We start from the raw sequence: 26,497 nt of genomic DNA on the forward strand, positions 1-26,497 counted from the left end.
CAGGACCGGACCGCGATGCGCACATCGGCGCGAGCGCTATCACCACGCGAGCGGGAAAGTGGCGGCGCGGGGCTGCGCACACGGAATCGGCAAGCGTCGGGCTGGAGTTCATGGTCCTCGGATGATCGGATGGGTAAGAGAAGCTGCAAGCGGCGCAGGTCTGGTCAAAAGACGCAAACACGCAAGTTACGGCGCGCTACAGCCCGCCATTATCGCCCATGTTGCGGCGCAGTGTCGAGCCGCACGAACGCGCCATGTCGCGAATGAGCGAATGGATGGTGCGCTGCACCTTGACGGTGCACGAACAGCGCCCATTGCGCCGCTGCGGTGCGCTACGCGCCAGCATCCGGTGCCCCACCCGCCGCCAGTTCGCGCTCGAGGAATTCAACGCACACCCGCACCTTCGCCGAATTGCTCAGCCGCTGCGGATACACGGCCCATACGTTGGCCTCCTGCGCAAACTCGGGCAGGATCTGCACCAGCTGCCCGGCCGCCAGCAGCGGCTGCGCATGCCAGCGCGAGCGCAGCACGATCCCGGCGCCATCGAGCGCCCAGCGCAGCGCGACTTCGCCATGATTGGTCGACAGCGCGCCCGACACCTTCACCGTCTCCTCACCGCCTTTCGCGCGCAGCCGCCACACACCAAATGGATGGTCGCGCTCCTTGATCACCAGGCACTGGTGGCCCGCCAGATCCTGTAGCGTGCGCGGCGTCCCATGCTGCGCCAGATATTCGGGCGCCGCGCACAGGATGCGGTGATTGACCATCAGGCGCCGCGCGATCAGCTGCGGCGCGATCTCGTCGCCGATCCGTACGTCCAGATCGAACCCTTCAGCCACCGGATCGACCAGCCGGTCGAACACCTCGAAGCGGATCTGCAGCGCCGGATACGCGCGCGCCAGCCGGGCAATCGCCGGTGCGACGACCTGGCGGCCGAAGCCGAAACTACTGCACACGCGCAGCTCGCCACTGGGCGCTCGGCGCCGCTCGGCCGATTCCTCGATCAGGTCATCCAGGCTGGCAAGAATCGCCTGCGCCCGTTCAAACGCCTGCGCCCCGTCTTCGGTGATGACGACGCGCCGCGTCGTGCGCTGGAACAGCCGCACGCCCAGCGCAGCCTCGAGCACCCCGATCCGTTTGCTGACATACGCGGCCGACATGCCGAGCGCCTGCGCCGCGCCCGCAAACGATCCCTGACGCGCCACGGTCACGAACACCCGCAAATCAGCATTCTCCAACAGATTATTCACGCTACGCGTTCCTTTGCACCACAAGAAGTAGCATTATAAACACAGCGTTTTGCATTATTCTTGAAGCATTCAGATCAGCTCACAGGAGACACCTATGAAAACCCACAAGATTGCCGTGATCGCCGGCGACGGCATCGGCAAGGAAGTCATGCCAGAAGGCCTGCGCGCGCTGGACGCCACCGCCAAACGCTTCGGCATCCACCTCGAATTCACCACCTTCGAATGGGCCGACTGCGACTACTACGTCAAGCACGGCAAGATGATGCCGGACGACTGGCGCGCGCAGCTCTCCGGCTTCGAGGCCATTTTCTTTGGCGCCGTCGGCATGCCCGACATTGTCCCCGACCATATCTCGCTGTGGGGCTCCCTGCTCAAGTTCCGGCGCGAGTTCGACCAGTACGTCAACCTGCGGCCCGTGCGCCTGATGCCCGGCGTGCCCTGCCCGCTCGCCAACAAGAAGCCAGGCGACATCGACTTCTACGTCGTGCGCGAAAACACCGAGGGCGAATACTCGTCGGTCGGCGGCAAGATGTTCGAAGGGACCGACCGCGAATTCGTGCTGCAGGAATCGGTCTTCACGCGCCACGGCACCGACCGCATCCTCAAGTATGCGTTCGATCTGGCCCAGAGCCGCCCCAAAAAGCACCTGACCGCCGCCACCAAATCGAACGGCATCTCCATCTCGATGCCGTACTGGGACGAGCGCGTGGCCGCCATGGGCGAACAGTACGCCGATGTCAAATGGGACAAGTACCACATCGACATCCTGTGCGCGCGCTTCGTGATCTCGCCCGAGCGCTTCGACGTCGTCGTGGCGTCGAACCTGTTCGGCGACATCCTGTCGGACCTCGGCCCGGCCTGCACCGGCACGATCGGCATCGCGCCGTCGGCCAACCTGAACCCGGACCGCACCTTCCCGTCGCTGTTCGAGCCGGTGCACGGTTCGGCCCCCGACATCTACGGCAAGAACATCGCCAACCCGATCGCGATGATCTGGTCGGGCGCGATGATGCTCGAGTTCCTGGGCCAGGGCGACGCCAACTACACGGCCGCGCATGACACCATGCTGGGCGCGATCGAGCGCTGCCTGGTCGAGGGCCCGCGCACGCCCGACATGGGTGGCACGGCCAACACCACTGACGTGGGTCAGGCCGTCACGCGCTACCTCGAGACTTAAGCCACGCCCCGGTTGGCCAGTGCTATTGTGGGGGTCCTTACAGCACAATCAACCGGAGCCACCATGCAGCCGCACGAATCGACCGAACTGGAATACGTTGGCTTCTGGGCGCGCACCGGCGCGGCGCTCATCGACAGCATCCTGGTGATGATCGTCGCGCTGCCACTGCTCTACGCGATCTACGGCGCCGCGTATTGGGACAGCACTGCGATGGTCATCGGTCCGGCGGATTTTGTCATCAACTGGCTCCTGCCGGCTGCCTTCGTGCTCGCGCTATGGATCAAGCTCTCGGCCACGCCGGGCAAGATGGCCGTTGGCGCCATCATTGTCGATGCGCGTACCGGCGGCAAGCCAAGCACGCGCCAGTTCATCATCCGCTACCTGGGCTACTACGTCTCGATGATCCCGCTGTTACTGGGCATTCTCTGGGTCGGCTTCGACGCGCGCAAGCAGGGCTGGCACGACAAGATGGCCGGCACCGTGGTCGTGCGGCGCAAGGGCGGCGCGACGCAACCCGTCAAATTCGACGCCACCGACCGCGCCTGATCAATCGGTCAGCCTGCGCATCTGCGCAATCAGATCGGCCTTGCCTTCGAAGCCGATCCCCGGCAGATCGGGCATCGTGATGTGCCCATTCTCGACCTTGACGCCATCCGGGAAGCCGCCGTAGGGCTGGAACAAGTCGGGATACGATTCGTTCCCGCCCAGCCCCAGGCCGGCGGCGATATTCAGTGACATCTGGTGCCCGCCGTGCGGGATGCAGCGATTGGCCGACCAGCCGTGTTCCTTGAGCATGTCCAGCGTGCGCAGATACTCCACCAGGCCATAACTGAGCGCGCAGTCGAATTGCAGCCAGTCGCGGTCAGCGCGCATGCCGCCATGGCGGATCAGGTTGCGCGCATCCTGCATCGAAAACAGGTTCTCGCCCGTGGCCATCGGATTGGCGTAGTAGTTGCGCAGCGTCGCCTGCAGTTCGTAGTCGAGCGGGTCGCCCGCTTCCTCGTACCAGAACAGGTCGTACTGCGACAGCGCCTTGGCGTAACGGATCGCCGTGTCCAGATCGAAGCGGCCGTTGGCATCGACCGCCAGCTTCTGCCCGTCGCCCAGCACACTCAGGATCGAGTCGATGCGGCGCAGGTCTTCGTCGAGCGAGTCGCCGCCGATCTTCTTCTTGACCACCGTGTAGCCGCGATCGAGATAGCTGCGCATCTCGTCTTTCAGCTTGCCGTGGTCCTGCCCCGGATAATAGTAGCCACCGGCCGCATACACGAACACGCGGCGCTCCGGCTGGCCATTGCCATAGCGGTCGGCCAGCATCTGGAACAGCGGCACGCCCGCGATCTTGGCCGTTGCATCCCACACGGCCATGTCGATGGTGCCGATGGCCACCGAGCGCTCGCCGTGACCACCCGGCTTTTCGTTGGTGAACATCGTCTGCCAGATCTTGTGCGGGTCGAGGTTCGCGCCCGTGTCGTCTTGCAGCGCCGCCGGATCTGCCTCGAGGATGCGCGGGATGAAGCGCTCGCGCATCAGCGTGCCCTGGCCATAGCGGCCGTTGGAGTTGAAGCCGTAGCCGATCACCGGTTTGCCATCGCGGATCACGTCGGTCACCACGGCGACCACGCTCAGCGTCATCTTGCTGAAATCAATGTAGGCGTTGCGGATCGGGGAGCTGATTGGAACGGTCTGCTCGCGGATGTCGACGATTCTCATGGCGGTGTCTCTCATGTGCTGGTTGAACGAGACACCAGATTATTCGCTGCAGAGGCGGTTATGATTGAATCTCTTTCACAGGATTCTTCACCCAAAGTGAAAAATGACCTCGCCTCGCATCTCGAATTCTTTGTGCTGCTGGCCCGCCATGGCAGCCTGAGCGCCGCTGCGCGCGCGCTCGACCTCACGCCGCCGGCTGCCACCAAGCGCCTGGCGCAGCTCGAGGAGCGTCTCGGCGTGCGGCTCGTGAACCGCACCACGCGTACCAGCAGCCTCACGCCCGAGGGCGAAACCTATCTGCACTACGCGACGCGCATCCTGGCTGACCTGCACGAGATGGAAGAAGCGGTATCGAGCACGCGCGCCGTGCCGCGCGGCCTGCTGCGCGTGAATGCATCGCTCGGCTTCGGGCGCACGACGATCGCGCCGCTGGTGTCGACCTTCGCGCAGCGCTATCCGCAGGTGGAGGTGCAGCTCGACGTCACCGACCGGCCGATGGACCTCGTCGCGGAAGGCATCGACCTGGCGATCCGCTTCGGCGAGCTGCCCGACCAGCGCCTGGTCGCGCGCCGCATGATGTCGAACCGGCGCCTCCTGTGCGCGTCGCCCCGCTACCTCGAACGGCATGGCATGCCGGCCAGTCTGGCCGATCTGGCCAGCCACCGCTGCATCGTGCACCGGCAGAACGACGAGGCGCACGGGGTCTGGCGCCTGGAACATGAAGGCCGCGCTGTGTCGGTCAAGGTCCAGGGTGCGCTATCGAGCAACGATGGCGACATCGTGCTGGGCTGGGCGCTCGATGGCCACGGCATCCTGGTGCGCTCGGAGTGGGATCTGGCGAAGTACGTCGACAGCGGCCGACTGCGCATCGTGCTGCCCGGGTACGCGCAGCCCGAGGCCGACCTGTTCGTCGTCTATCCGAACAAGCGCTGGCAATCGGCGCGGGCACGCGCCTTCATCGATTTTCTGGTGGCGCACTTCGGCGCCTGACGTCTCGCTGAGCGGACGCAAAAACGGCCCCGATCGGGGCCGTTTTACTGGCAATACACCAGGGCCAGGGCCCAGCCCCGGCGATCGCCCTTACTTCACGGCTGCCGCTGCCAGCGCCGTCATATTGACGATGCGGCGCACGGTGGCGCTCGGGCTCAGGATATGCACCGGCTTGGCCGCGCCCAGCAGGATCGGGCCCACGGTCACGCCCTTGCCCGCTGCGACCTTCAGCACATTGAACAGGATGTTGGCCGCGTCCAGCGACGGCATCACCAGCAGGTTCGCGCTGCCCGAGTAGCCCGCGTCGATCTTGTACAGGTCACGGATTTCTTCCGACAGCGCAGCGTCGCCGTGGATCTCGCCGACCACGGCCAGCTCGGGCGACTGCTCGGCCAGCAGCGCGCGTGCTTCGCGCATGCGCTTGGCGGACGGGCGCTCGGACGAACCTTGCGACGAGTGCGACAGCAGCGCGGCCTTCGGCTCAAGGCCGAAGTGCTGCAGCGTCTCGGCTGCCAGGCGCGTGATGGCGGCCAGCTCCTGGGCGCTTGGCTGCTCGTTGACATACGTGTCGGTGATGAACAGCGTGAACTTGTCGAGCACCAGCGCATTCATCGCGGCCAGCACTTCGGCGCCCGGCGCCACGCCGATCTCGCTGCGCACATGCTCCAGATGGTCGTCGTAGCAGCCGGTCATGCCGCAGATCAGCGCGTCGACCGTGCCCGCCGCCAGCAGGCGCGTGCCCTGCAGCGTCGTATCGGCTTCGGCCGCAATGACGGTGTAATCGGCGCCTTCACGCAGGCGCAGGCCCGCATCCTTGATGGCGCGCTGCAGGACCGACGTGTCGCCGATCAGCACCGGATGGGCGATGCCCTCGTCGACCACGGCCTGCACCGCGCGCAGCACGCGTGGCTCGGCCGCTTCGGCGTACGCCACCTTGCGCACATCGGCGCGCGCCTTGTCGAACACCGGCTTCATGAAGAACCCGGTGTGATAGATCATCTGGCCCAGCTTGTCGCGGTAGGCGTCCATGTCGGTGATCGGGCGCGTTGCCACGCCCGATGCGGCAGCGGCTTCCGCCACGCGCGGTGCGATCGCGCCGAGCAGGCGTGGATCGAATGGCTTCGGAATGATGTACTCGGGGCCGAAAGTCAGGTCCTGGCCTTCGTAGGCCAGCGCGACGACATCGCTCGCTTCGGCTTCGGCCAGTTCGGCGATCGCCGTCACGCAGGCGAGCTTCATTTCGTCGGTGATGCGCGTGGCGCCGCAATCGAGCGCGCCGCGGAAGATGTACGGGAAGCACAGCACGTTGTTGACCTGGTTCGGGTAGTCCGAACGGCCCGTGGCGATGATGACGTCCGGGCGCGCGGCCTTGGCCACTTCAGGACGAATCTCAGGCTCGGGATTGGCCAGCGCCAGGATGACCGGCTTGTCGGCCATCGTCTTGACCATCTCGCCTGTCAGCACGCCGGCGGTCGAGCAGCCCAGGAACACGTCGGCGCCCTTGACCACATCGGCCAGCACGCGCGCATCGGTCGCCTGCGCATAGCGCGCCTTGTTCTCTTCCATATTGGCGTCGCGGCCCTGCCAGATCACGCCGCGCGAGTCGACGACGTAGATGTTCTCTTGCTTCACGCCCAGCAGCACCATCATGTCCAGGCAGGCAATCGCCGCCGCGCCGGCGCCGGAAGCGACCAGCTTGATCTGGCCGATGTCCTTGCCGACGACTTTCATCGCATTGAGCAGTGCAGCGGTCGAGATGATCGCGGTGCCGTGCTGGTCGTCGTGGAAGACCGGGATGTTCATGCGCTCGCGCAGCTTCTTCTCGATGTAGAAGCATTCCGGCGCTTTGATGTCTTCCAGGTTGATGCCGCCGACGGTCGGCTCGAGCATTGCGATCGCGTCGATCAGCTTGTCCGGATCGAGTTCGTCCAGCTCCAGGTCGAACACGTCGACACCGGCAAATTTCTTGAACAGGCAGCCCTTGCCTTCCATGACTGGCTTGGCGGCCAGCGGACCGATATTGCCCAGGCCAAGCACCGCGGTGCCATTGGTGATCACGGCCACCAGGTTGCCGCGCGAGGTGTAGTCGAACGCGGTGGCCGGGTCGGCGGCGATTTCTTCGCAGGCGTACGCCACGCCCGGCGAATAGGCGAGCGACAGGTCGCGCTGGTTCGACAGCGGTTTGGTGGCGATGACTTCGATCTTGCCGCGGGTCGGGCTGCGGTGGTATTCCAGCGCGTCGATCCGCAGTTGGGTGTTCTGTGCTTCGTTCAGCGTACTGTCGGTGCTCATGTTCTTCCTATGCTTATTGGGTGATGCGGCGTGGGAGGCGGGGCCGCCACAAGGCGTGCGCGCAACGATCCTCCCATTGTTGGGCAAACATTCTAGCCGAACCGACACCATCGCGTGCGCGACCGGTTCCCGCACGATCGTTCACATTTTCTGCACGTTTAGCAGTTCGATGAAGCGCGTCGCCGCCATGCCCAGCGGCCGTTCTTCGGTCCACACGATGTCGACGAAGAAGCGCAGCACGTTGGTCAGATTGGCGGTGGGGATCTCAACCAGGTCGCCGCCCTGCACCGCATCGCGCACCTGGCTCGCTGGCAGCCACGCCCAGCCCAGGCCCGCCTTGACCAGCGCCAGCGCGGCGATTGGGCTGTCGGTCTTCCACTGCAGCGATGACATCGCGATGCGCTGGTCGACCTGGCCGGTGTCGCGCCCCGCCACGACGATCTGGCGCTGCAGCAGCAGATCGGTATCGCGCACCTGCGCCTCTTCGGCCCCCTTGAACATCGGATGGGCGCGCGCCGCGACCGCGACCAGGCGCTCCTCGGCCACTTCCTGGAATGCCTGATACGGCGCCGCGCCGTAACGTTCGAACACCAGCGCCAGGTCGGCGCGCCCGCTGCGCACCATCGCCAGCGCATCGGCCTGCGGCGCAGTCAGGACCTCGACCTGCAACAGCGGATGCTCGAGGGCCAGCGCATGCAGCGCGTCGCTCCATGGCACGGTGCCCAGCAGTTCGGGCACAAGCGCCAACGTCAGCGACGCTTCCAGGCCCTGGCTCAGTGACAGCGCATGCACGTTCAAGCGCTGCAATCCCTCGGCCAGCAGGCGCGCCTGCGGCAGCAGCGCCAGCGCCTGCGCGGTCGGTACCGGATTGCGGCCGGTACGGTCGAACAGCTGCACGTCGAGCTGCGCTTCGAGATTTGCGATCGCCATGCTGACCGCCGACGGCACGCGACCGAGCGCACGCGCGGCCGCGGAAAACGAGCCATGGTCGATCGCTGCCAGGAAGGCTTTTACGTTGTCGAGGTCAAACGCCATCGTTCAATTCCATTGATAGGTGCTGACTTCTTTCATCACCGGATTCGACATAGTATCGGGCCTTATTCAATCGGAGGCAATATGGTCTGGATACTGCTGGTCCTTGCAGGACTGTTTGAAATTGTCTGGGCCGTTGGCCTGAAATACACGGAAGGCTTCACGCGCCTGTGGCCCACGGTCGGCACGGTCGCCGCCATGATCGTCAGCTTCGGCCTGCTGGCCCACGTGCTCAAGACGCTGCCAATCGGCACCGCCTACGCGATCTGGACGGGGATTGGCGCCGTCGGCACGGCCCTGGTGGGCATCATCGTGCTTGGGGAATCGGCGTCACCGGCGCGGCTGGCGTGCATCGGCATGATCGCGGCAGGCATCGTCGGACTCAAGCTCGTTTCTGCACACTGAGGTCGATTCGGGAAATGAATCGACAAATCGTTAGGACATTCTGGAAAAGCCGTGTATCTTCAACGATGCACCACATCAAGTCGTTGTTATTGTTGGCTTTTCTCTCCCGCCTCGCCTCTTCCGGCAGTCCAGTTTGATTCCCCCGCTTTTATCTTCTCTTGGTTGAACGTGCGTATTGGGCGATTTTGCCCATGTCACTGCAAAGGAATTCAACATGACTACCCAAACCGGCACCGTAAAATGGTTCAACGACGCAAAAGGCTTCGGCTTCATCACGCCTGATGGCGGCGGCGACGATCTGTTCGCGCACTTCCAGGACATCCAATCGGAAGGCTTCAAGAGCCTGGCCGAAAATCAGCGCGTGTCGTTCGAGCGCTCGACCGGCCCTAAAGGCGAAAAAGCCGGCAACATCTGCGCAATCTGATGCTGCCCTCGTGACGCCGCAGCGCGCACCACGCAGATAGCGTGGGCGCAGCCGCAGCGCACATTGAAAAGCCCGCCAATCGGCGGGCTTTTTGCTGTCTGGGCGTTCGGGGTTCGTTGAACGCGTGGACGGTAAACCCGTCCACCCTACCTCAGGTCGGTGGCGTGACGACATCTACAATGCCGCTCGTAGGGTGGACGGCTCCGCCGTCCACGCGTTCAATCACCTCATAAACTGCTGAGGAATTGGCTCACATCCGGCCGCGCGCGTGGTGCTTTGACATTCGAGGCGGTGCCCAGCCCAATGAAACAAATAGCCCGCTCATGCGCCTCGAGCTGCAGCAACGTGCGCATGCCCGCAAAATCCATCGCCGCGCCACTGGCCAGACCGCTCGCAAAGCCCAGCAACTGGCTTGCCACCAGCATGTTCTGGATGGCGCAGCCCAACGACACGAGTTTTTCGTGCGCCGGAATGATGGTGCCCGGTTCGTCGCGCAGCACCGCCACCAGCAGACATGGCGCGCGTAGCGCCTTGTCGTGCGCGGTGGCGAGCGCCTCGTCGCCGCAGACCGGATCGCGCGCCAGCACGGCAGCGGCGAACACGTCGCCCAGCAGATGCCGCTTGTGCTGCGGGATCAGGATGAAGCGCCACGGCCGCAGCAGGCCATGGTCGGGCGCCTGCGCGCCGGCTTCGACGATGCGCAGCAGGGCCGCATCGTCCGGGCCGGGCGCAACGAGGCGGCGCAGCGTGTAGTTGCGCCGCGCGGCCAGGATGGTCAGGAAATCGTCGGCGCCAGCCGGATACTCGGTATGCATGGCGCCAGTATAGCGACAGCGCCGCCGATTCGCCGGAGTGGGCGAACTGACGGTGCACAGTGAATGCACGCTCAGTACACGTCGCGCCGGTAACGGCCCGCATCAATCAGGCGATCGCGCCCGGCCTCGCCAAGAATCGCCGCCAGCGCTGCATCGACTTCCCCCGCCATGCCCTGCAGGCTGCCGCAGACATGGATGACCGCATCGCGTTCGACCCAGTCGCGCAGCGTGTCGGCGCGTGCGCGCAGGCGGTCCTGCACATACTCGGGCGCATCGTCGCGCGAGAACACCAGATCGCATTCCGGCAGTGCGCCGGCATTGCGCCACGCGGCGATCTCGCCCGCGCACAGGCTGTCGAAGGCGCGCTGGCGCTCACCGAACAGCAACCAGTTGCGGTGCTGCCCGGCCAGCACGCGGCTGCGCAGGTGCGCCCGAAGGCCGGCCATGCCCGAGCCGTTGCCGATATAGATGCAGGGCCGCGCATCCTGCGGACCGTGGAAGCTCGGGTTCGTCGCCAGCCGTGCACGGACCATCGCGCCGACGGCGAGATGCGCGGTCAGCCAGCCGGACGCCAGGCCCATTCCCTGCTCGTGGCGCTGCTGGCGCACGAGCAGCGTCAGTGCACCGTCCTGCGGGATGCCGGCAATCGAATAACGGCGCGGCGCCAGCGGTTTGAGTGCATCGGCGCATTCCTGGGTCGATGCGAACGGATGCCCGACACCGGGCAGCTCGCTCCAGGCCAGCGCGTCGCGCAGCGTCTGGGGTTCGCCCTGCCAGGTCACGCGCACCGCGCCATCCAGACCACTGGCCGCCAGCCAGGCATCGACGGTCGCCGCCGTGTGGCACGCGGCGACGTCCAGCAGGTCGCCGGCCTGCCACTGCTGATCTGCCGTCGTCTGCAGCACCAGTTCGTACAACGGTGCGCCCAGGCTGCCGGGATTCAACAGCGTGCGCGCGACGAGGCGCCAGTCGGTCATCGGTGCCGCGTCATTGGCAGCGGCGGGCAGCGTACCGGCAGCCGCACCCAGTGTGCCCAGCGCATGCATCCAGCGGCCCAGCGCTACGGCGTCGCCCTGATCGACATCGATGCGCGGGAACAGCGCCGTGGCGCCCAGCGCACCGAGGCGCTCGTCAAGCGCGACCCCATAGCCGCAGTAGCGCGCGTAATTGCGGTCGCCCAGCGCCAGCACCGCGTACTTGCAGCCTGCCAGCGCCAGCGGTCCCGCATGCAGCTCGCGCGTGAAGCGGCGCGCGGCATCCGGCGCCTCGCCGTCGCCGAAGGTCGCCGCCACGAATAGCGCGTGGTCGTAACCGGCCAGTTCGCCCGGGCTGAGCGCCGACACCGCGCGCAGATCGACCGCGCGGCCACCGGCGCGCAGGGCCGCGGCGCTGTGCAGCGCGATCCGTTCGGCCTGGCCGCCCTGGCTTGCAAACGCCAGCAGGATCGGTGCGCCGGCGCCTGGCGTGGTGGATTCGCTCGTCAGGGCCAGCGCCCGTTCGCGCGCCAATGCGCGCTGCTGGCGGCGACGGCCGAGGTACAGCAGCCAGCCGGTGATGGCAAAGCCGGGCAAGGCCAGGCTGGCGAGCATCATGATGACCCGCCCCGGCAAGCCGAAATAGCTGCCCGTGTGGAGCGGCCGGATCGTGGTCAAGGCGCGCTGGCCGACGGTTTGCGCGCCGTAGGGTTCGTTCTTGAGCAGTGCGCCGTCGCTGGCGCGCAGCGACATGCGGTTGCGGGCGCGCTCGTGCGGGCCGTCCTGCGCAATCCACGTCAGCTGGTAGGCGCCGCTGCCACGTTCCGGCAGGCGGATCGTCGCGCTGGCCCAGTTCGGGGCATGCGCAAGGAAGGTGTTCCAGGCCGGATCGAGAGCGGCAGGGCCACCCGGCGTTGCTGCGCGCTTGCGTGGCTGCACCTTTGTCTCGGCTGCGGCGCGACGCTCGTTGCCGGCCCACGCCTGCACCGTGTCGCGCACGACGTCAAAACTCCAGTAAATGCCGGTGCCACCCACGATCAGGTAAGCCACCAGCGCCCAGGTGCCGGCAATCGCATGCAGCGCCCACAGGAACGAGCGGCCGCGCAGGCTGGTATTGAAGGTCAGCCACGTGCGCCAGTTGGCGGGTTTGCGCGGCCAGCGCAGATACAGGCCGCTGAGCGCGAGACCCACGAGGCACAGCGCCAGGATGCCCAGCACGAGGCGGCCCGGCGCACGCGGCAGCAGCAGCCAGCGATGCAGCTCCTCGACCCAGTTGAACGCGGCCTCGAAACGCAGCGCCGGCAGCACAGCGCCGCTGTACGGGTGAACCCGCACGTCCGGGCCGCGCCGCTCGCCCGGCGGCGCGGCAAAGCGCACCAGCGCCGTGCTGCGCGGATCCGCTTCCAGCACGATGCTCACCACGTGCTCACCTGGGCGTACGCGCTGCGCGGCCTGCAGCAGCTGTTCGGGCTTCAGGGGCGGACGCGCTTCGGCATCGACCGTCATGACGCCGGGATTGAGCACGTCTAGCAGTTCGTCCTCGAACGCCATGATGGCGCCGGTCAGCCCGATCACGGCCAGCAGCGTGCCGGCCGTGATGCCGACGAACCAGTGCAGCTGGAACCAGACCGCGCGCAGCGACGGCAGGCGCCAGCGACTCACAGCGCGACCTTCATCGACAGCTTGATCAGGCGGGGCAAGCCGGCGCTCAGGCGCGTGCCGGCACCGGCCCAGTACCGCTTGTCGGCGGCATTGTCGACATTGAGCTGCCACGTGGTGCGTTTGCCGGCGAACTGGCCAATGTAGCGGGCGCCCACGCCCAACAGCGTGGTGCCACCCAGCCAGGCCTGGTTCAGGTCATTCACTGGCCGCCGGCCCGTGTAGTACGCGCCGCCCGTCAGCGCCAGGCCGGGCACCGCATCGAGGTCCCAGGCCACGAAGGTGCTGGCGGTGCGGCGCGCTGCGTTCTCGGGCAGCTTGCCGTCATACGTCGTGTTGATATTGCGGAAAGCCGGATCGAGCCACTGGGCCGACGCCTGCCAGGCCACACTGCGCAGAATGCGGCCCTGCGACGACAGTTCGAGGCCGCGATAGCGCTGCTCGCCGTCAGCAGTGAAGACATTGGCGGTGTTGGTGTAGTAACCGGGGCGCTCGATCTCGAAGAGCGCCGCCTGCGTCAGCAGACCACTGGCCGTGCGCCAGCGCGCACCGACTTCGCGCTGCTTGCTCACGCCCGGCGCCATGCGGGTTCCTTCATTCGCAGTGCCGGCCGGTGCGGCCTCGCCCTCTTCCAGGCCTTCTGCCGCCGATGCATACACAGAGAAGTCGTCACGGAGGCGGTAGACGACGGCCGCCATTGGCGTCGTCTCGCTCGCGTCGTAATCGTTCACGCCCTGCGTGCTGCGGTAGTCGACGCGGCGCACGCCACCGATGAATTGCCAGCTGCCCACGCTGATGCGATCGACCAGGTACAGACCCCGGTCACGCGAATCGAGGGCCGCAGTCGTGGGCATCGCCGGCCGCGCGCTGACCGAGAAGTTCGTCACCGGCAGCGGCGCATACAGGTTCTGTGCGGGGATCGTGTAGTTGGCCTGATAGATCGGCGCCTGGCCCTTGTCGGTGTCGCTCGCGCCAATCGTCAGCTCGTGCGTCAAGGGGCCGGTGCGCCACTGGCCCGCCAGTTCGGCGCGCAGCATGCGCGAATCGACGTCGGCATGCTGCAGATTGCCGGTGATGCGCCCTGCCCCGGTTGCGACACTCGCTGCATTATTGAAGCGGAAGATCGGCAGCGAACGGTCGCGCTTCGTTTCGGCGTGGCCCGCTTCGAGCGTCAGTGCCCAGGCATCATTCAGTGCGATGTCTGCGCGCAGCTGCGCGTTGCGTGCATGCGTTTCGAACCTGGCCCAGTCGGGGCCGACGAGCCGGCGCGGATCGACCGCGCGCGGCATCGTGATCACGCCGCCCACGGCCGGCGGCAGGTTGATACCGGCCTGCTCGGTCACGCGGCGCTTGTCGTATTCGAGGTCAGCGCGCAGGCGCACACGCGCATTGACGCGCCAGTCGAATGCGCCGGAGACGAAACCGCGGTTGCCGTTGCCGACGCCATCGAGGTGCGAGCCGAGCGTGCCACCGGCTGCGTTGATGCGCACGCCGACTGCATCATCAACGCCGAAGCGGCGCGCAGCGTCGAGCGTGGCGACGACCGTCCCGTTGCTGTCGGCCTGGGCGCCGACGGTCGTCAGCGGCGCGCTGCCGGCGCGCTTGGTGACGAAGTTCACGACGCCGGCCGGCGACGTGAAGCCGTAATACAGCGCGGTCGCGCCCTTGAGCACCTCGACGCGCTCCTTGTTCTCCATCGACACCTGGCCGAAGTTCATGAGCGGCAGCGAGCCATTGAGGCGGTAGTTGGTGCGGTTTTCGACAGCGATGCCACGGATAACCAACTGGTCCCACGTGTCGCCACCGTTCTGCTGGCGCGTCACGCCGGCCGTATTGCGCACTGCGTCATACAGGCCGGCAGCGCCCTGCAGCTCGAGCACGTCGCGCGTGATGACGTTGACGGTCGACGGCACGTCCATCACGTCGCTGCCGCGAAAGCTCCCGGCTTCCACCGTGTTGGGCATGAAGCCCTGCGCCTTCACCGCCGTCACGCGCACTGCCGGCATCGCGACAGCATCGGCTTCCTGCGCCATCGCTGCCGCCGGAAACGCATGAGGAAACACCATGGACAGCGTAAGAACGAGACGTGACGGACGCAGGGAAAGGGACTGGGACATGAGAAGAAGCGGTGATCAGTAGCAAACCGGGATTCTATCGTGAATGAGAATCATTTTCAATGACGGCTGCAGGTACCCCTGAGCTTGCTGCAGATGCACACCGAGCATGGGTCGTACCTATCGCCTTTTTTGATGGAGGCATCAGAAAACGCTATTTACATGTGCATGTCATTCAATTCTATGATGACTTGACTGCATCAAACGCCACGCGCGGGGCAGCTTCGAGCACAAAAGCCTATAACAGGAGACACGCATGCCGACACACGCAATTACACGCAGGGTACTGACCACCGCCATCGCCCTGCTCGCTTCAAGCACCGCGCTTGCCGCCGACTATCCGGAGAAAACCATCACCCTCGTCGTCCCGTTCTCGGCCGGCGGGCCCACTGACGTCGTGGCCCGGATCCTCGGGCAGAGCATGGCGAAGTCGCTCAAGCAATCGATCATCGTGGAAAACGCCCTCGGCGCGGGCGGCACGCTGGCCGCCGGCCGCATCGCGCGCGCCACGCCGGACGGCTATACGCTGCTGCTGCACCATAACGGCATGGCCACCAGCACGACGCTGTACCGCAAACTCGCCTTCAACCCCATGACCGACTTCGAATACATCGGCCAGGTGGCCGACGTGCCGATGGTGCTCATGGCGCGCAAGGACCTGGCGGCCAATACGCTGCCCGAGCTGATCGCGATGATCAAGTCGAAGAAGGACGCGATGACAATGGGCCACGCGGGCCTGGGCGCCGTGTCGCACCAGTGCGGCATGCTGTTTCTGAGCGCGATCGGCGTGCCGCTGACGACCGTTCCCTACAAGGGCACGGCGCCCGCGTTGAGCGATATGCTGGGTGGCCAGATCGACCTGTTGTGCGACCAGACGACGCAGACGACGTCGTACATCCGCACCAATCGCGTGAAGGTGTACGGCGCAACGACGAAGACCCGCATCCCGTCGCTGCCAGCCCTGCCGACACTGGCCGAACAAGGGATGGCCGGTTTCGAGATGTATGTGTGGCACGGCATGTACGCACCAAAAGGCACGCCGCCAGCGGTGGTGGCGCGCATTGGCACGGCGCTGCGTGAGGCGCTCAATGACCCGAACGTGAAGGCGCGCTTCGCCGAACTGGGCGCCGAGCCGGTGTCGGATGCAAAGGCCACACCCGAAGGTCTGCGCACGCACCTGAAGGCCGAGATCGACAAGTGGGGCCCGATTTACAAGAAGAACGGCGCGTTCGCCGACTGAGCCACGCAACGCAAAAAGCCCGCGCTGCCATCACGGCAGCGCGGGCTTTTTTTATCGCTGTTCGCTAGACCGCGCCTTGCGCGTGCATGCCCGCGATGGCGGCCGCGTCGTAGCCCAGCTCCGCCAGGATCGCATCCGTATGCTGGCCCAGCGCGGGCACGGCGTCCATGCGCGGCGTGACGTTGTGCGGCAACCCGGGCGGCAGCATGGCGGGCACGCGGCCGTTGGCGGTATCGACTTCGGTCCAGCGCCCACGCGCCTTCAGTTGCGGATGGTCCCAGACTTCGTGCATGTCGTTGACCTGGGCATTGGCGATGTGCGCCAGCTCCAGCCGCTCGCGCACCTGCTGCGCCGTCAACGTCGAAAACGCCGCCACGATCAGCGCCGCCAGTTCATCGCGCGCTGCGACCCGGCGTGCGTTGGCGTTGAAGCGCGGATCGGTCGCCAGGTCGGGCGCCTCCAGCACGATGGCGCAAAAGGCCGCCCACTCACGTTCGTTCTGGATGCCCAGCATGACCGACTTGCCGTCGCCGGCCATGAACGGCCCGTACGGGAAGATGGTCGCGTGCGAGGCACCCGTGCGCGGCGGCGGCGGCGCGCCGTCGTACGCGTAGTACAGCGGATAACTCATCCACTCGGCCATGCTCTCCAACATCGACACGTCGATGCGGCAGCCCTCGCCCGTGCGGCCCCGCTGCAGAAGCGCGGCGAGGATGTTCGTGTATGCGTACATGCCGGCGGCGATATCGGCAATCGAGCAGCCGGCCTTCGATGGTTCGTCCGGCGTGCCGGTGATCGACAGGAAGCCCGACTCGCTCTGGATCAGCAGGTCGTAGGCCTTGCGGTCGCGGTAAGGACCGTCGCTGCCGTAGCCGGAGATGTCGCAGACGATCAGGCGCGGATGGCGTTCTTTCAGCGCGTCGTACGACAAGCCAAGGCGCTCGGCCGCGCCGGGCGCGAGATTCTGCACCAGCACGTCGGCTTCTGCCAGCAGGCCCGCCAGCACGGCGTCGGCCTGTTCGTGTTTGACGTCGAGCGTCAGGCTTTCCTTCGAGCGGTTGGTCCAGACGAAGTGCGAGGCCAGGCCATTGACGCGTTCATCGTAGCCGCGCGCGAAGTCGCCGCTGCCGGGCCGCTCGACCTTGATGACGCGCGCGCCCAGGTCGGCCAGCTGGCGTGTGCAGAACGGCGCGGCGATTGCGTGTTCGAGCGTGACGACGGTGATGCCGTCGAGAGGTCGCATTGGTGTCATGTGCGCGCCTCCTCAGAACGAGCGTGGCAGGCCAAGCACATGCTCGGCGACGTATGACAGGATCAGGTTCGTCGAGATCGGCGCCACCTGATACAGGCGCGTCTCGCGGAACTTGCGCTCGACGTCGTATTCGGACGCGAAACCGAAGCCGCCGTGGAACTGCAGGCAGGCGTTGGCCGCTTCCCACGACGCTTCGGCGGCCAGCATCTTGGCCATATTGGCTTCGGCGCCGCACGGCTTGTGCGCATCGAACAGCGCGCAGGCTTTAAAGCGCATCAGGTTCGCCGCTTCGACGTTGATGTACGCGCGTGCAATCGGGAATTGCACGCCCTGGTTCTGGCCGATGGGCCGCCCGAACACGACGCGCTCGTTGACGTACTTGCTGATCTTGTCGATGAACCAGTAGCCGTCGCCGATGCATTCGGCGGCGATCAGCGTGCGCTCGGCGTTCAGGCCATCGAGGATGTACTTGAAGCCCTTGCCTTCTTCGCCGATCAGATTCCCGGCCGGGATTTCCAGGTTTTCGAAGAACAGCTCATTGGTCTCGTGATTGACCATGTTCTGGATCGGCTGCACGACCATGCCCTGCTGGATGGCGTCCTTGATATCGACCAGGAAGATCGACATGCCTTCGGACTTCTTGGTAACCTCGGCAAGAGGCGTGGTGCGCGCCAGCAGGATCATCAGGTCGGAATGCTGCACGCGCGAGATCCAGACCTTCTGGCCGTTGATCACGTAGCGGTCGCCCTTGCGCACGGCCGTCGTCTTGATCTTGGTGGTGTCGGTGCCGGTGGTGGGCTCGGTCACGGCCATCGATTGCAGGCGCAGTTCGCCGCTGGCGATGCGCGGCAGGTAGTGGCGCTTCTGCGCTTCGGAGCCGTGGCGCAGCAGCGTGCCCATATTGTACATCTGGCCGTGGCAGGCGCCGGCGTTGCCGCCCGAGCGGTTGATCTCTTCCATGATGACCGAGGCTTCCGTCAGGCCCAGGCCCGAGCCGCCGTATTCCTGCGGGATCAGTGCCGCGAGCCAGCCGGCTTGCGTCAGTGCAGTGACGAAGGCTTCGGGGTAGCCCCGCTCGTCGTCGACCTTGCGGAAGTACTCGGCCGGGAATTCGGCGCACAGGGCGCGCAGCGCGTCGCGGATGTCTTCAAAATCGTGGTCGGTGTGCATGCGGTCTCCTGGTATTTATTGGGGTGGCTTACGCCAGCAGCGCTTCGGCGCGCATGGCCAGCTGGCCGTCGTGGGTCTTGGCCCACAGCGTGATCGTGTGGCCGTCCGGCTCGACGCGGCCGCAGACGCTGAAGCGGTGGATGTCGAACAGCGGCTGCACGGCGCGGAACGAAAACGCGGTGACGACGGCGGCCGGCCGTTCGCGCCGCACGAGGTCGAGCAGCAGGCTCGCGATCAGCGGGCCATGCACGATCAGGCCCGGATAGCCTTCGACCTGCGTCACGTACGGCTGGTCGTAATGGATGCGGTGGCCGTTGAAGGTCAGCGCCGAGTAGCGAAACAGCAGCACCGGGTCGGGCGTGATGTCGCGGATCCAGTCGTGGTCAAGGTCCGCCGCCACCGGGGATGGCGTTGGATCGCCCGGCTGCGGATTGGCGCGGTAGACGATGTCGTGTTCCTCCTCGATCGCCACGCCGGCCGCACCTTCGATCACGTGGCGCACCAGCACGAACACCAGCTTGCCGCTGCGGCCTTCCTTGCTCGTGATGTCGGCGATGGTCGACACGCGCCGCGCCTGGTCGCCGACCTGCAGCGGCGCCAAGAAACGCAGGCGTCCCCCGGCCCACATGCGGCGCGGCAGGTCCACTGGCGGCAAAAAGCCCCCGCGCAGTACGTGGCCGTCGGGGCCGAGTTGCGATTGCCGGTGCACAGGCAAGAAGTACAACCAGTGCCACAGTGGTGGCACGGCGCTGCCGGGGTGCGGCGCCGGGTCGTCGCGATCGAGCAGCGCGGCCATCGCCGCGAGCGGCGTCGCAGTGATGGCGTCGAGCTGTTCTTCGGTGCGGCCCTGCCAGGCGGTCAAATTGTCCATGGGGTGTCTCCTGTTGTTGTCTTGTTTTAGTGGGCAGCGTCGTCGACGATGCGCTGCGCCCGGAGGATCACGGGCCGATCGACCATCTTGCCGTCCACGGCAACGGCGGCGCCGTTGGCCTCGCGCGCTGCGGCCAGCACGCGCGTGGCCCACGCCAGCTCGGCATCCGTGGGCCGAAAGCCTGCGTTGACGGACGCCACTTGGCGCGGATGGATGCACAGCTTGGCGCCGAAGCCGAAGCGGCGGGCGCGCAGGGTGTCCGCGCGCAGCTGGGCGTCGTCGTCCAGCGCCACGGTCACGCCATCGATGGGGGACGCCAGGCCGGCCACGCGCGAGGCCAGCACCAGCATCGAGCGAAAGTGCAGCAATTCCTCGTCATCGCCCTCGATGCCGAGGTCGAACTGGAAATCGATCGAGCCGAATGCCAGCCGCGCGACGCCCTTCACCCGCGCCAGCGCATCGACTGCCGCCATGCCGCAGGCGGTTTCGATCAGCGGCAGCACGGGCAGGCCGAGCTGCGCAACGCGGCGCAGGTTGTCGACCGATTCCGCCTTCGGCAACATGATGGCAGCCACGCCCGCGTGACGGCACAGGGCCAGGTCATCCTCGAACCAGGGGGTGTCTTCGGCGTTGATGCGCACGACGACGGGCATGGACGGATCGAGCGCCGCGGCCACCTGCATCCGCGCGGCGTCCTTGTCTGCGGGCGGGACGGCATCTTCCAGGTCGACGATAACGGCGTCGGCTCCGCTATCCAACGCGCGGACAAAACGCTCGGGGCGGTTACCGGGGACGAACAGGTAGGAACGGGGGATGGCTGCCATGACGAACCAGTCGCGTGGTGGGATCGAAACCCATCATAAATTTGAATTCAGGCGACTCGGAAATAGAAAAACGTGATTCCACGATCACGTGAGCGCATGGCTGGCAGGGATCACACCCCGGTATTGCAGGCAGCGGAGGAATAGCTTATGTTGATGTCTCGACCACTTGAAGGACGACCATGGACATCAAGCAGATCCGCACGCTCATCGCCATCGCCGAAACGGGCAGCGCCACGAAGGCTGCGGAACTGCTGCATCTGGTGCAGCCAGCCGTGTCGCGCCATATCCGGATGCTCGAAGAAGAATGCGGCGCCCTGCTGTTCGAGCGCGAACGCCACGGCATGGTGCTAACCGACGCCGGCCGCACGCTGGCCGAATACGGCCGGCGCGCGCTGCGTGAACTGGACAAGGCGCGTGCAGAAATCGGCCCGGCCGCCAATGCGATCTCGGGCCGGCTGATGATCGGCCTGCTGGCCAGCACCAGCAATCTGCTGGCGACCGAGCTGGTGGCGCGTGTGCGCGCGAAGCACCCCGCGGTCACGGTCGGCATCAATGTCGGTTATGCAGGCAATGTCGTGCAGTGGCTGGAAGCCGGCGAAGTCGAACTGGCGCTGCTGTACGACACGCGTGCCTCGAATGGCCTGCAGGTCGAAGCGCTGCTCGACGAACGCCTGTACGTGATCGGCCCACCGGGCGAGATCGACGCATCAAAACCGTTCCCGCTCAAGCAGCTGCGCGACCGGCCGATGATCCTGCCGAATGCACCGCATGGCCTGCGCAGCATCATCGAGCACGCGCTGGCGGTGGCCGGCATCAGTGTCGACGTGGTGGCCGAAACGAATGCCCTCGACCTGCAGAAATCGCTGGTCAATAAAGGCTTCGGCTACAGCATCCTGCCCAGCTCCGCGATCCTCGACGAACTGCGCGACGGCACGCTGTCCGGCGCCCCGGTCGGCACCCCCGACCTGTCACGCCGCATCGTCCTGGCACGCGCCGCCACCCGCCGCGCGTCCCCCGTCAGCGTGGCGGCGGCCCCAGAACTGGTCGGCCTGATGAAAGAAATGGTGCTCAGCGGCGCCTGGCCCGGCGCCGCCTGGATCGGCCGCTGACCGCACCAGCAGCAGCCACTAACCGGCTGCCAGAGAAATTGCTCAATAATTCGACTCTGACCCTAATTGTCAGGCAGCCTCGGCAATCGAAGAAACAATTAGGGTCAGAGTCGAATTGTTTGACAACTTTTGGGAATTGCCCAATAAATCGACTCTGACCCTACTTGTTGGCGGGGCCGAGCAATTGCCCAATAATTCGACTCTGACCCTCATTGCGGAGAAATCGGATCAATTGCTCAATAATTCTACTCTGACCCTAATTAGGGGTTGGGGTCAGAGGGATTGGCCGAGTTTGAGTGTGGCGGCGACGTTGCGGGCCGTGGTGCGCAGGTTGAATTCAGCGTTGGCGAGGGCTTCGGCGACCGTGCCGGCTTTCATGATCGTGCTGAAGGTGGCGTCGATACCGTGGGCGTGGACGGCGCTGGCGTCGTGGCCCAGGCAGCCGCCGATGGCGATCACCGGTTTGCCGTGGCGCGCGGCGACGCGGGCCACGCCGATCGGGGTTTTTCCGTTGACGGTTTGACTGTCGATGCGACCCTCTCCCGTGATGACCAGGTCGGCCAGCGCGACGGCGGCGTCTAGTCCGACCGCATCGGCCACGATTTCGCTGCCCGGGCGCAGGCGGCCTTTCAGGAAGACCAGCATTGCAGCGGCGATGCCGCCACCGGCGCCGGCGCCCGGGACGTCCGCCACATCCTGCCCCAGGTCGCGTGCGATGATGGCGGCGTAGTGGCGCAGGTTGGCGTCGAGCTGGGCGACCATTACCGGCGTGGCCCCCTTTTGCGGGCCGAAGATGGCTGAGGCGCCATTCACGCCAACCAGCGGGTTGCTGACGTCGCAGGCCACCTCGAATACCGAATCCAGCACGCGTGCGTCTAGCTGCGTGATGTCAATCCGCGCCAGGTTCGCCAGCGCTGCGCCGCCCGGCGCCAGTGGTGCATCCTGCGCGTCGAGCAGCCGTACGCCCAGCGCTTGCAGCATCCCGGCGCCGCCGTCGTTGGTGGCGCTGCCGCCCACGCCGAGAATGAAGCGGCGCGCGCCGGCGTCGAGCGCGGCGAGGATCAACTCGCCCGTGCCACGGCTGGTCGCGTGCAGTGGATCGCGCGCGGCCGGCGGGACCAGTTCCAGGCCGCTGGCGGCCGCCATCTCGATCACGGCGATGACGTCGCCGCCCGTCAGGCCGTAGAAGGCGTCGACGGGCGTGCCGAGTGGACCAGTGGCGCGCAGGTCGACGCGGCGACCTGCCGTCGCGGCGATCATCGCGTCGACGGTGCCTTCGCCGCCATCGGCGACGGGGATCTTGACGTAGCTGGCGTCAGGGAAGATCTCGCGGAAACCCGCCTCGATGGCGCTGGCTGCTTCCAGCGCCGACAGGCTTTCCTTGAATGAATCGGGGGCGATCACGATGTGCATGGTCCGCTCCGATCAACGATTGACGAGGCGCGCAGGCACCACGAGCACCAGCATCGCGCCGATGAACAGCACGGTCGACAGGATGTACAGCGCCATGTCCGTGCTGCCGGTGGCGTCCTTGATCCAGCCGACCAGGAACGGGCTGAGGAAACCGGCGATCTGCCCCATCGAATTGATCAGCGCCAGGCCCGCGGCAGCGGCCGCGCTGCCCAGGAATGCCGCTGGCAGCGGCCAGAACATCGGCAAGCCGGTCAGTGCGCCCATCGTCGCCAGGCTCAGGCCGATCATCACCAGCACCACGTTATCCGAGAAGTTCGCGGCCAGCAGCAGGCCGGCCAGCGCCATCAGCAGTGGCGCCGAGAGGTGCCAGCGGCGCTCGCGCCGGCGGTCGGCCGAGCGGCCCACCAGCACCATGAAGACGCCGGCGAACAGGTAGGGAATCGCGCTGAGCCAGCCGACCGTCGTGGCGCTTTCGAAGCCCAGCGACTTGATGATCGACGGCAGCCAGAAGTTGATCGCATACACGCCCATCTGGATGCTGAAGTAGATGAAGCCGAGCATCCACACATGCCAGTCGCGCAGCACGGCGCCGAACGAATGCACCGCATGCGTGCCGCTCGAGCGCTGCGCTTCGTCCTCGTCGAGCGCCGTCTGCATCGCCGTTTTTTCTTCGTTCGTGAGCCACGGCGCCTGCGCCAGGCTATCGTTCAGGTAGAACAGCACCGCGACGCCCAGCAGCACGGTCGGAATCCCCTGCAGCAGGAACAGCCACTGCCAGCCAGCCATGCCGCCCTGCCCGGCCGAGAAGTGACTCAGCATCCAGCCCGACAGCGGGCCGCCGATCAGGCCCGAGACGGGAATGGCCGACATGAACAGCGCCATTACCTGGCCGCGCTTGTGCGCCGGGAACCACTTGGTGAAGTACAGGACCATGCCGGGGAAGAAGCCCGCTTCGGCCACACCGGTAAAGAAGCGCAGCACATAGAATTCGACCGGCGTGCTCACGAACAGCATGCACGCCGACAGCGCGCCCCAGGTCATCATCATCACCGCGATCCAGCGCCGCGCGCCCAGCTTGTGCAGGATGAGATTGCTCGGCACGCCGAAGGTCACGTAGCCGATGAAGAAGATGCCGGCGCCCAGGCCATACACGGTCTCGCTCAGTTGCAGCGCGTCGAGCATCTCGAGCTTGGCGAAACCGACGTTGACGCGATCCAGGTAATTGAAGAAGTAGCAGACGAAGATGAAGGGGATCAGGCGCCATGTGGCCTTGCGGTAGGCGCCTTCGAGCAGGCTCGCGCCGGGGGTGCTGGCAATGGTACTCATGCTGTCTCCGAATATATGGTCATGTAATCATCGAGATTATCAACCAAACAAGGGCTGCCAAGCGTCGGCGACACGCACAATTCAAGCCCCTTGATTCTCGCCTTTTTTCAGGCATGTGCACAAGTTGATGACAAACCCAGTGTCGACATACCCAATCAGCATGCCAACCCGACCCGCCCGGACCGCGCAGCCTGCCGGCATAATTGTGCATAATCACAAATGCCTCCTTCAACAGACACCGCCATGCACATCCTCGACACCGGCCTCGCCCAGGAAATCGTCGCCCGCACCATGCGCATCATCCCGTTCAACGTCAATGTGATGGACGCCCACGGCGTGATCCTCGCCAGCGGCAATGCGGCGCGGGTCGGCGAGCTGCATGCCGGCGCCCTGCTGGCGCTGGCCAAGAAGCTCACCACCGAAATCGATGCGGCGGCCGCGCAAAAGCTGCATGGCGCCCAGCCGGGCATCAATCTGCCGCTGTGCGTCGGCGGCGAGATCTGCGGGGCAGTAGGCTTGTCCGGCGCGCCAGACGCCGTGCGTCAGTTCGGCGAGCTGGTACGCCTGAGCGCCGAGATGATCCTCGAGCAGGCCGCGCTGACACAGACGCTGCAAAGCCACTCGCGCTACCGCGAAGCGTTCGTGCTCAACCTGATCCGCTACGAGCCGGGCGCGCGCGCCGAACTCGAAGGCTGGGCGCAGCGGCTCGGGATCGACATCGAGCGCATGCAGCTCGTGTTCCTCGTCGAACTGCAGGGCGTGCCGGCGGCGGTGGACCATGCCCCGAGCGCCGTGCAGGTGCTGCAGATGCGGCTCCTGGCGCGCCGCGACGATGCCCTCACCGCCACCGTCGGCCCCACCGAACTGGTGCTGCTCGAGGCCTGGGAGCCTTCCCGCAAAGGACTCGAGACACCGCCGCAGCGCCGTCTCGATGCCCTGGCCCAGCTGTTGCGCGAAGAGTGCACGCTGCCGTTCACGCTGTCGATGGGCATTGCGCTGCCCGGCATCGATGGCGCCGCGATCTCGTACGGGAGCGCGCGCACCGCCAGCCGGCTCGGGCGCGCACGCCATCCGCAACAGCAGGTTTTCAGCTATTACGAGATGGCCTTGCCGGTCTTGCTGTCGGGCCTGGACAGTGGCTGGCAGGCGCATCAGCTGCGCATGCCGATCGCGCGGCTCGCGCACGACAAGAGCCGCGCCATGCTGCGCGCGACGCTCTCGGCATGGTTCGAGCAGAACGAGAATTCGGCCGCCACCGCGAAGGCGCTGGGCATCCACCGCAATACGCTCGACTACCGGCTGCGCCGCATCGGCGAGCTCACGGGCCTCGACCTCGGCGCGAGCGAAGACAAGCTGCTGCTGTATGTGTCGTCGCTCTTAAGCCCGACGCTGAGTTCGACGCTGAACGCGACGGTCAGCCCCGACGACCTGCCGGCATAGCCGACAATCCGCCGCCCGGCATCGACGCTGGCCCGACGCCCGACTTGTTTTCGCTGCGTTCACGCCGTGCTTTTGCAGCCGCAGCGATGCGGCGCGCTTCGATCAGGGCCGCCGCGCGCTGTTCCTGCGTCAGCTGGCCACCCAACGCGGTCAGCAGCCCGCTGCCCTCGGCGAACATCTGCGGCGACCGGTCGTCAGGCTGCGCAAGTTCGGCGTCGATCAGGCCAACCGCGAGCAGGTAGCCGTACCCCTGCACCGGATGCCTGTCCGTCAGGTTCGAGCCGCCCAGTTTCTGCATTCCCCATAGCATGAGTACCGTTGTGTCGCCCGCCTGGGCTGCCGTGTCGAGCTGACTGGCTGCCGTCGCCTTCCATTCGCGCACCAGGGGGTCGTCGGGCCGCGTCGTCAACGCGCTCGGATCGCCAAACGGACCTTCGATGGCATGCATCCACGCCGCGCCCGGCACGCCGGCCTTGACGGCCGTGGCCAGGTAATCGAGCCGGGCCACCCGCTCGCGCTCGGTCATCGCGCCGCACATGCGTGTCATGTTTCGGCGCTCCTCGGCGTTCAGCGCGCGTTTCGCGCCCAGTTTGCTGTCGTGGACCTCGAGATCGTGCCGCCGGTTGAACGACGCGCAGCTCGAGACAAGCATGTAGGCCGCGTAGGCATCGTACGGATCACCCGAGGCCAGCAGGTCGGCCACGTGCGCGCTCAGGTTCTGGTTGGCTGCAGCAGCAAGCACTGATGCCGGTACGGCAGCTGGCACCGCCTGCGCTGGCACGGGCATGGCGGCACGTGGTGCATGCGGCGGCGGTGCGCCGGCCACATCGACGACCGTTTCACGTGTTGAGCTGTTCCACATGAGCCCGGCCGCGCCAATGCCGGCCACGACGAGCGCGCCGACCAGCCATTGTTGCAGACGTTTTTCCATGGCAGCGCCTCCCCGGTGAAATGCATCGATCGCACCGAGTATAGCCAGCGCCTGCACGCTATTTCTCACACATCAT

General features: G+C 66.0%; 23 protein-coding genes. 8 read left to right on the plus strand and 15 right to left on the minus strand.

Annotation, left to right across the window (positions count from 1 at the left end):
- Positions 1 to 196 precede the first annotated feature (196 nt).
- Together NX775_RS03200 and NX775_RS03205 are read right to left on the minus strand one after the other, a co-directional pair.
- Complete coding sequence (locus NX775_RS03200; protein ID WP_258834684.1) at positions 197 to 346, minus strand: hypothetical protein; 150 nt, start codon at positions 344 to 346, stop codon at positions 197 to 199.
- Positions 333 to 1,250 carry a LysR substrate-binding domain-containing protein gene (locus NX775_RS03205; protein ID WP_258834685.1) on the minus strand — a complete coding sequence of 306 codons (918 nt, stop codon included), beginning with the start codon at positions 1,248 to 1,250 and terminating at the stop codon, positions 333 to 335. Before NX775_RS03205 ends, NX775_RS03200 begins: the two co-directional genes overlap by 14 nt.
- 94 nt (positions 1,251 to 1,344) lie before the next feature.
- On the opposite strand from NX775_RS03205, the gene NX775_RS03210 reads away from it, so the two are divergent.
- Positions 1,345 to 2,427, plus strand: coding sequence for a tartrate dehydrogenase (locus NX775_RS03210; protein WP_258834686.1), 1,083 nt, complete (start codon positions 1,345 to 1,347; stop codon positions 2,425 to 2,427).
- A gap of 63 nt (positions 2,428 to 2,490) precedes the next feature.
- A complete protein-coding gene (locus tag NX775_RS03215; RefSeq protein WP_258834687.1) occupies positions 2,491 to 2,973 on the plus strand; it encodes an RDD family protein in 483 nt (160 codons plus the stop codon).
- Here NX775_RS03215 and NX775_RS03220 read toward each other — a convergent pair whose 3' ends face one another.
- Positions 2,974 to 4,140 (minus strand): mandelate racemase/muconate lactonizing enzyme family protein, encoded by a 1,167-nt coding sequence (locus NX775_RS03220; RefSeq protein ID WP_258834688.1) that lies wholly within the window; start codon positions 4,138 to 4,140, stop codon positions 2,974 to 2,976.
- Positions 4,141 to 4,236: 96 nt separating this feature from the next.
- Between NX775_RS03220 and NX775_RS03225 the strand changes: the two genes are divergently transcribed.
- Positions 4,237 to 5,130, plus strand: coding sequence for a LysR family transcriptional regulator (locus NX775_RS03225; RefSeq protein WP_258834689.1), 894 nt, complete (start codon positions 4,237 to 4,239; stop codon positions 5,128 to 5,130).
- 90 nt (positions 5,131 to 5,220) lie between these two features.
- On the opposite strand, the gene NX775_RS03230 is transcribed toward NX775_RS03225, so the two are convergent.
- Both NX775_RS03230 and NX775_RS03235 read right to left on the minus strand, forming a co-directional pair.
- A complete protein-coding gene (locus NX775_RS03230; RefSeq protein WP_258834690.1) occupies positions 5,221 to 7,422 on the minus strand; it encodes an NADP-dependent malic enzyme in 2,202 nt (733 codons plus the stop codon).
- A 141-nt stretch (positions 7,423 to 7,563) separates the two neighbouring features.
- Complete coding sequence (locus tag NX775_RS03235; protein WP_258834691.1) at positions 7,564 to 8,457, minus strand: LysR family transcriptional regulator; 894 nt, start codon at positions 8,455 to 8,457, stop codon at positions 7,564 to 7,566.
- A gap of 81 nt (positions 8,458 to 8,538) precedes the next feature.
- Between NX775_RS03235 and sugE the strand changes: the two genes are divergently transcribed.
- Both sugE and NX775_RS03245 read left to right on the plus strand, forming a co-directional pair.
- On the plus strand, positions 8,539 to 8,859 hold the full coding sequence (sugE, locus tag NX775_RS03240) for a quaternary ammonium compound efflux SMR transporter SugE (protein WP_258834692.1): 321 nt from the start codon (positions 8,539 to 8,541) through the stop codon (positions 8,857 to 8,859).
- A 214-nt stretch (positions 8,860 to 9,073) separates the two neighbouring features.
- Entirely contained in the window at positions 9,074 to 9,283 is a 210-nt protein-coding gene (locus tag NX775_RS03245) for a cold-shock protein (protein ID WP_258834693.1), read from the plus strand.
- Positions 9,284 to 9,510: 227 nt separating this feature from the next.
- On the opposite strand, the gene NX775_RS03250 is transcribed toward NX775_RS03245, so the two are convergent.
- The 3 genes from NX775_RS03250 to NX775_RS03260 all read right to left on the minus strand — a co-directional run bounded on the left by NX775_RS03250 (position 9,511) and on the right by NX775_RS03260 (position 14,797).
- Positions 9,511 to 10,098, minus strand: a complete 588-nt coding sequence (locus NX775_RS03250; protein ID WP_258834694.1) for a nitroreductase family protein — start codon at positions 10,096 to 10,098, stop codon at positions 9,511 to 9,513.
- Positions 10,099 to 10,169: 71 nt separating this feature from the next.
- Entirely contained in the window at positions 10,170 to 12,734 is a 2,565-nt protein-coding gene (locus NX775_RS03255; RefSeq protein ID WP_258834695.1) for a PepSY domain-containing protein, read from the minus strand.
- The gene (locus NX775_RS03260) at positions 12,731 to 14,797 is read right to left on the minus strand and encodes a TonB-dependent siderophore receptor (RefSeq protein WP_258834696.1); all 2,067 of its coding nucleotides are present in this window, start codon (positions 14,795 to 14,797) and stop codon (positions 12,731 to 12,733) included. Before NX775_RS03260 ends, NX775_RS03255 begins: the two co-directional genes overlap by 4 nt.
- 304 nt (positions 14,798 to 15,101) lie before the next feature.
- Between NX775_RS03260 and NX775_RS03265 the strand changes: the two genes are divergently transcribed.
- Entirely contained in the window at positions 15,102 to 16,085 is a 984-nt protein-coding gene (locus tag NX775_RS03265; RefSeq protein ID WP_258834697.1) for a tripartite tricarboxylate transporter substrate-binding protein, read from the plus strand.
- Between the two features lie 64 nt (positions 16,086 to 16,149).
- On the opposite strand, the gene NX775_RS03270 is transcribed toward NX775_RS03265, so the two are convergent.
- The 4 genes from NX775_RS03270 to NX775_RS03285 are packed head-to-tail and all read right to left on the minus strand — an operon-like array spanning position 16,150 to position 20,202.
- A complete protein-coding gene (locus NX775_RS03270) occupies positions 16,150 to 17,328 on the minus strand; it encodes a CaiB/BaiF CoA transferase family protein (protein WP_258835102.1) in 1,179 nt (392 codons plus the stop codon).
- A 21-nt stretch (positions 17,329 to 17,349) separates the two neighbouring features.
- Positions 17,350 to 18,507, minus strand: a complete 1,158-nt coding sequence (locus tag NX775_RS03275; RefSeq protein WP_258834698.1) for an acyl-CoA dehydrogenase family protein — start codon at positions 18,505 to 18,507, stop codon at positions 17,350 to 17,352.
- A gap of 28 nt (positions 18,508 to 18,535) precedes the next feature.
- On the minus strand, positions 18,536 to 19,378 hold the full coding sequence (locus NX775_RS03280) for an HTD2 family dehydratase (RefSeq protein ID WP_258834699.1): 843 nt from the start codon (positions 19,376 to 19,378) through the stop codon (positions 18,536 to 18,538).
- A 26-nt stretch (positions 19,379 to 19,404) separates the two neighbouring features.
- A complete protein-coding gene (locus tag NX775_RS03285) occupies positions 19,405 to 20,202 on the minus strand; it encodes an HpcH/HpaI aldolase/citrate lyase family protein (RefSeq protein WP_258834700.1) in 798 nt (265 codons plus the stop codon).
- A 179-nt stretch (positions 20,203 to 20,381) separates the two neighbouring features.
- Here NX775_RS03285 and NX775_RS03290 point away from each other — a divergent pair, with 179 nt between their 5' ends.
- Positions 20,382 to 21,311, plus strand: coding sequence for a LysR family transcriptional regulator (locus NX775_RS03290; RefSeq protein WP_258834701.1), 930 nt, complete (start codon positions 20,382 to 20,384; stop codon positions 21,309 to 21,311).
- A 273-nt stretch (positions 21,312 to 21,584) separates the two neighbouring features.
- Here the strand turns inward: NX775_RS03290 and NX775_RS03295 are convergent, their stop codons facing one another.
- A complete protein-coding gene (locus NX775_RS03295) occupies positions 21,585 to 22,724 on the minus strand; it encodes a glycerate kinase (protein WP_258834702.1) in 1,140 nt (379 codons plus the stop codon).
- 12 nt (positions 22,725 to 22,736) lie between these two features.
- Positions 22,737 to 24,050: an MFS transporter gene (locus tag NX775_RS03300; protein WP_258834703.1), complete on the minus strand. Its 1,314-nt coding sequence runs from the start codon at positions 24,048 to 24,050 to the stop codon at positions 22,737 to 22,739.
- 219 nt (positions 24,051 to 24,269) lie between these two features.
- Here NX775_RS03300 and NX775_RS03305 point away from each other — a divergent pair, with 219 nt between their 5' ends.
- On the plus strand, positions 24,270 to 25,490 hold the full coding sequence (locus tag NX775_RS03305; RefSeq protein WP_258834704.1) for a sugar diacid recognition domain-containing protein: 1,221 nt from the start codon (positions 24,270 to 24,272) through the stop codon (positions 25,488 to 25,490).
- Here the strand turns inward: NX775_RS03305 and NX775_RS03310 are convergent.
- A complete protein-coding gene (locus NX775_RS03310; protein WP_258834705.1) occupies positions 25,465 to 26,421 on the minus strand; it encodes a hypothetical protein in 957 nt (318 codons plus the stop codon). The two genes, NX775_RS03305 and NX775_RS03310, sit on opposite strands and share 26 nt — an antisense overlap.
- Between the last annotated feature and the right edge of the window lie 76 nt (positions 26,422 to 26,497).

The sequence above is a fragment of the Massilia aurea genome (genome assembly GCF_024753205.1).
GTDB lineage: Bacteria > Pseudomonadota > Gammaproteobacteria > Burkholderiales > Burkholderiaceae_D > Telluria > Telluria aurea.

Coding starts and splice junctions, on each gene's coding strand:
- NX775_RS03260 (WP_258834696.1), bottom strand. CDS start 14,797: ATGGTGTTTCCTCATGCGTTTCCGGCGGCAGCGATGGCGCAGGAAGCC.
- NX775_RS03300 (WP_258834703.1), bottom strand. CDS start 24,050: ATGAGTACCATTGCCAGCACCCCCGGCGCGAGCCTGCTCGAAGGCGCC.
- sugE (WP_258834692.1), top strand. CDS start 8,539: ATGGTCTGGATACTGCTGGTCCTTGCAGGACTGTTTGAAATTGTCTGG.
- NX775_RS03200 (WP_258834684.1), bottom strand. CDS start 346: ATGCTGGCGCGTAGCGCACCGCAGCGGCGCAATGGGCGCTGTTCGTGC.
- NX775_RS03295 (WP_258834702.1), bottom strand. CDS start 22,724: ATGCACATCGTGATCGCCCCCGATTCATTCAAGGAAAGCCTGTCGGCG.
- NX775_RS03310 (WP_258834705.1), bottom strand. CDS start 26,421: ATGGAAAAACGTCTGCAACAATGGCTGGTCGGCGCGCTCGTCGTGGCC.
- NX775_RS03285 (WP_258834700.1), bottom strand. CDS start 20,202: ATGGCAGCCATCCCCCGTTCCTACCTGTTCGTCCCCGGTAACCGCCCC.
- NX775_RS03280 (WP_258834699.1), bottom strand. CDS start 19,378: ATGGACAATTTGACCGCCTGGCAGGGCCGCACCGAAGAACAGCTCGAC.
- NX775_RS03235 (WP_258834691.1), bottom strand. CDS start 8,457: ATGGCGTTTGACCTCGACAACGTAAAAGCCTTCCTGGCAGCGATCGAC.
- NX775_RS03270 (WP_258835102.1), bottom strand. CDS start 17,328: ATGCGACCTCTCGACGGCATCACCGTCGTCACGCTCGAACACGCAATC.
- NX775_RS03305 (WP_258834704.1), top strand. CDS start 24,270: ATGCCTCCTTCAACAGACACCGCCATGCACATCCTCGACACCGGCCTC.
- NX775_RS03265 (WP_258834697.1), top strand. CDS start 15,102: ATGCCGACACACGCAATTACACGCAGGGTACTGACCACCGCCATCGCC.
- NX775_RS03220 (WP_258834688.1), bottom strand. CDS start 4,140: ATGAGAATCGTCGACATCCGCGAGCAGACCGTTCCAATCAGCTCCCCG.
- NX775_RS03290 (WP_258834701.1), top strand. CDS start 20,382: ATGGACATCAAGCAGATCCGCACGCTCATCGCCATCGCCGAAACGGGC.
- NX775_RS03245 (WP_258834693.1), top strand. CDS start 9,074: ATGACTACCCAAACCGGCACCGTAAAATGGTTCAACGACGCAAAAGGC.
- NX775_RS03215 (WP_258834687.1), top strand. CDS start 2,491: ATGCAGCCGCACGAATCGACCGAACTGGAATACGTTGGCTTCTGGGCG.
- NX775_RS03250 (WP_258834694.1), bottom strand. CDS start 10,098: ATGCATACCGAGTATCCGGCTGGCGCCGACGATTTCCTGACCATCCTG.
- NX775_RS03230 (WP_258834690.1), bottom strand. CDS start 7,422: ATGAGCACCGACAGTACGCTGAACGAAGCACAGAACACCCAACTGCGG.
- NX775_RS03210 (WP_258834686.1), top strand. CDS start 1,345: ATGAAAACCCACAAGATTGCCGTGATCGCCGGCGACGGCATCGGCAAG.
- NX775_RS03275 (WP_258834698.1), bottom strand. CDS start 18,507: ATGCACACCGACCACGATTTTGAAGACATCCGCGACGCGCTGCGCGCC.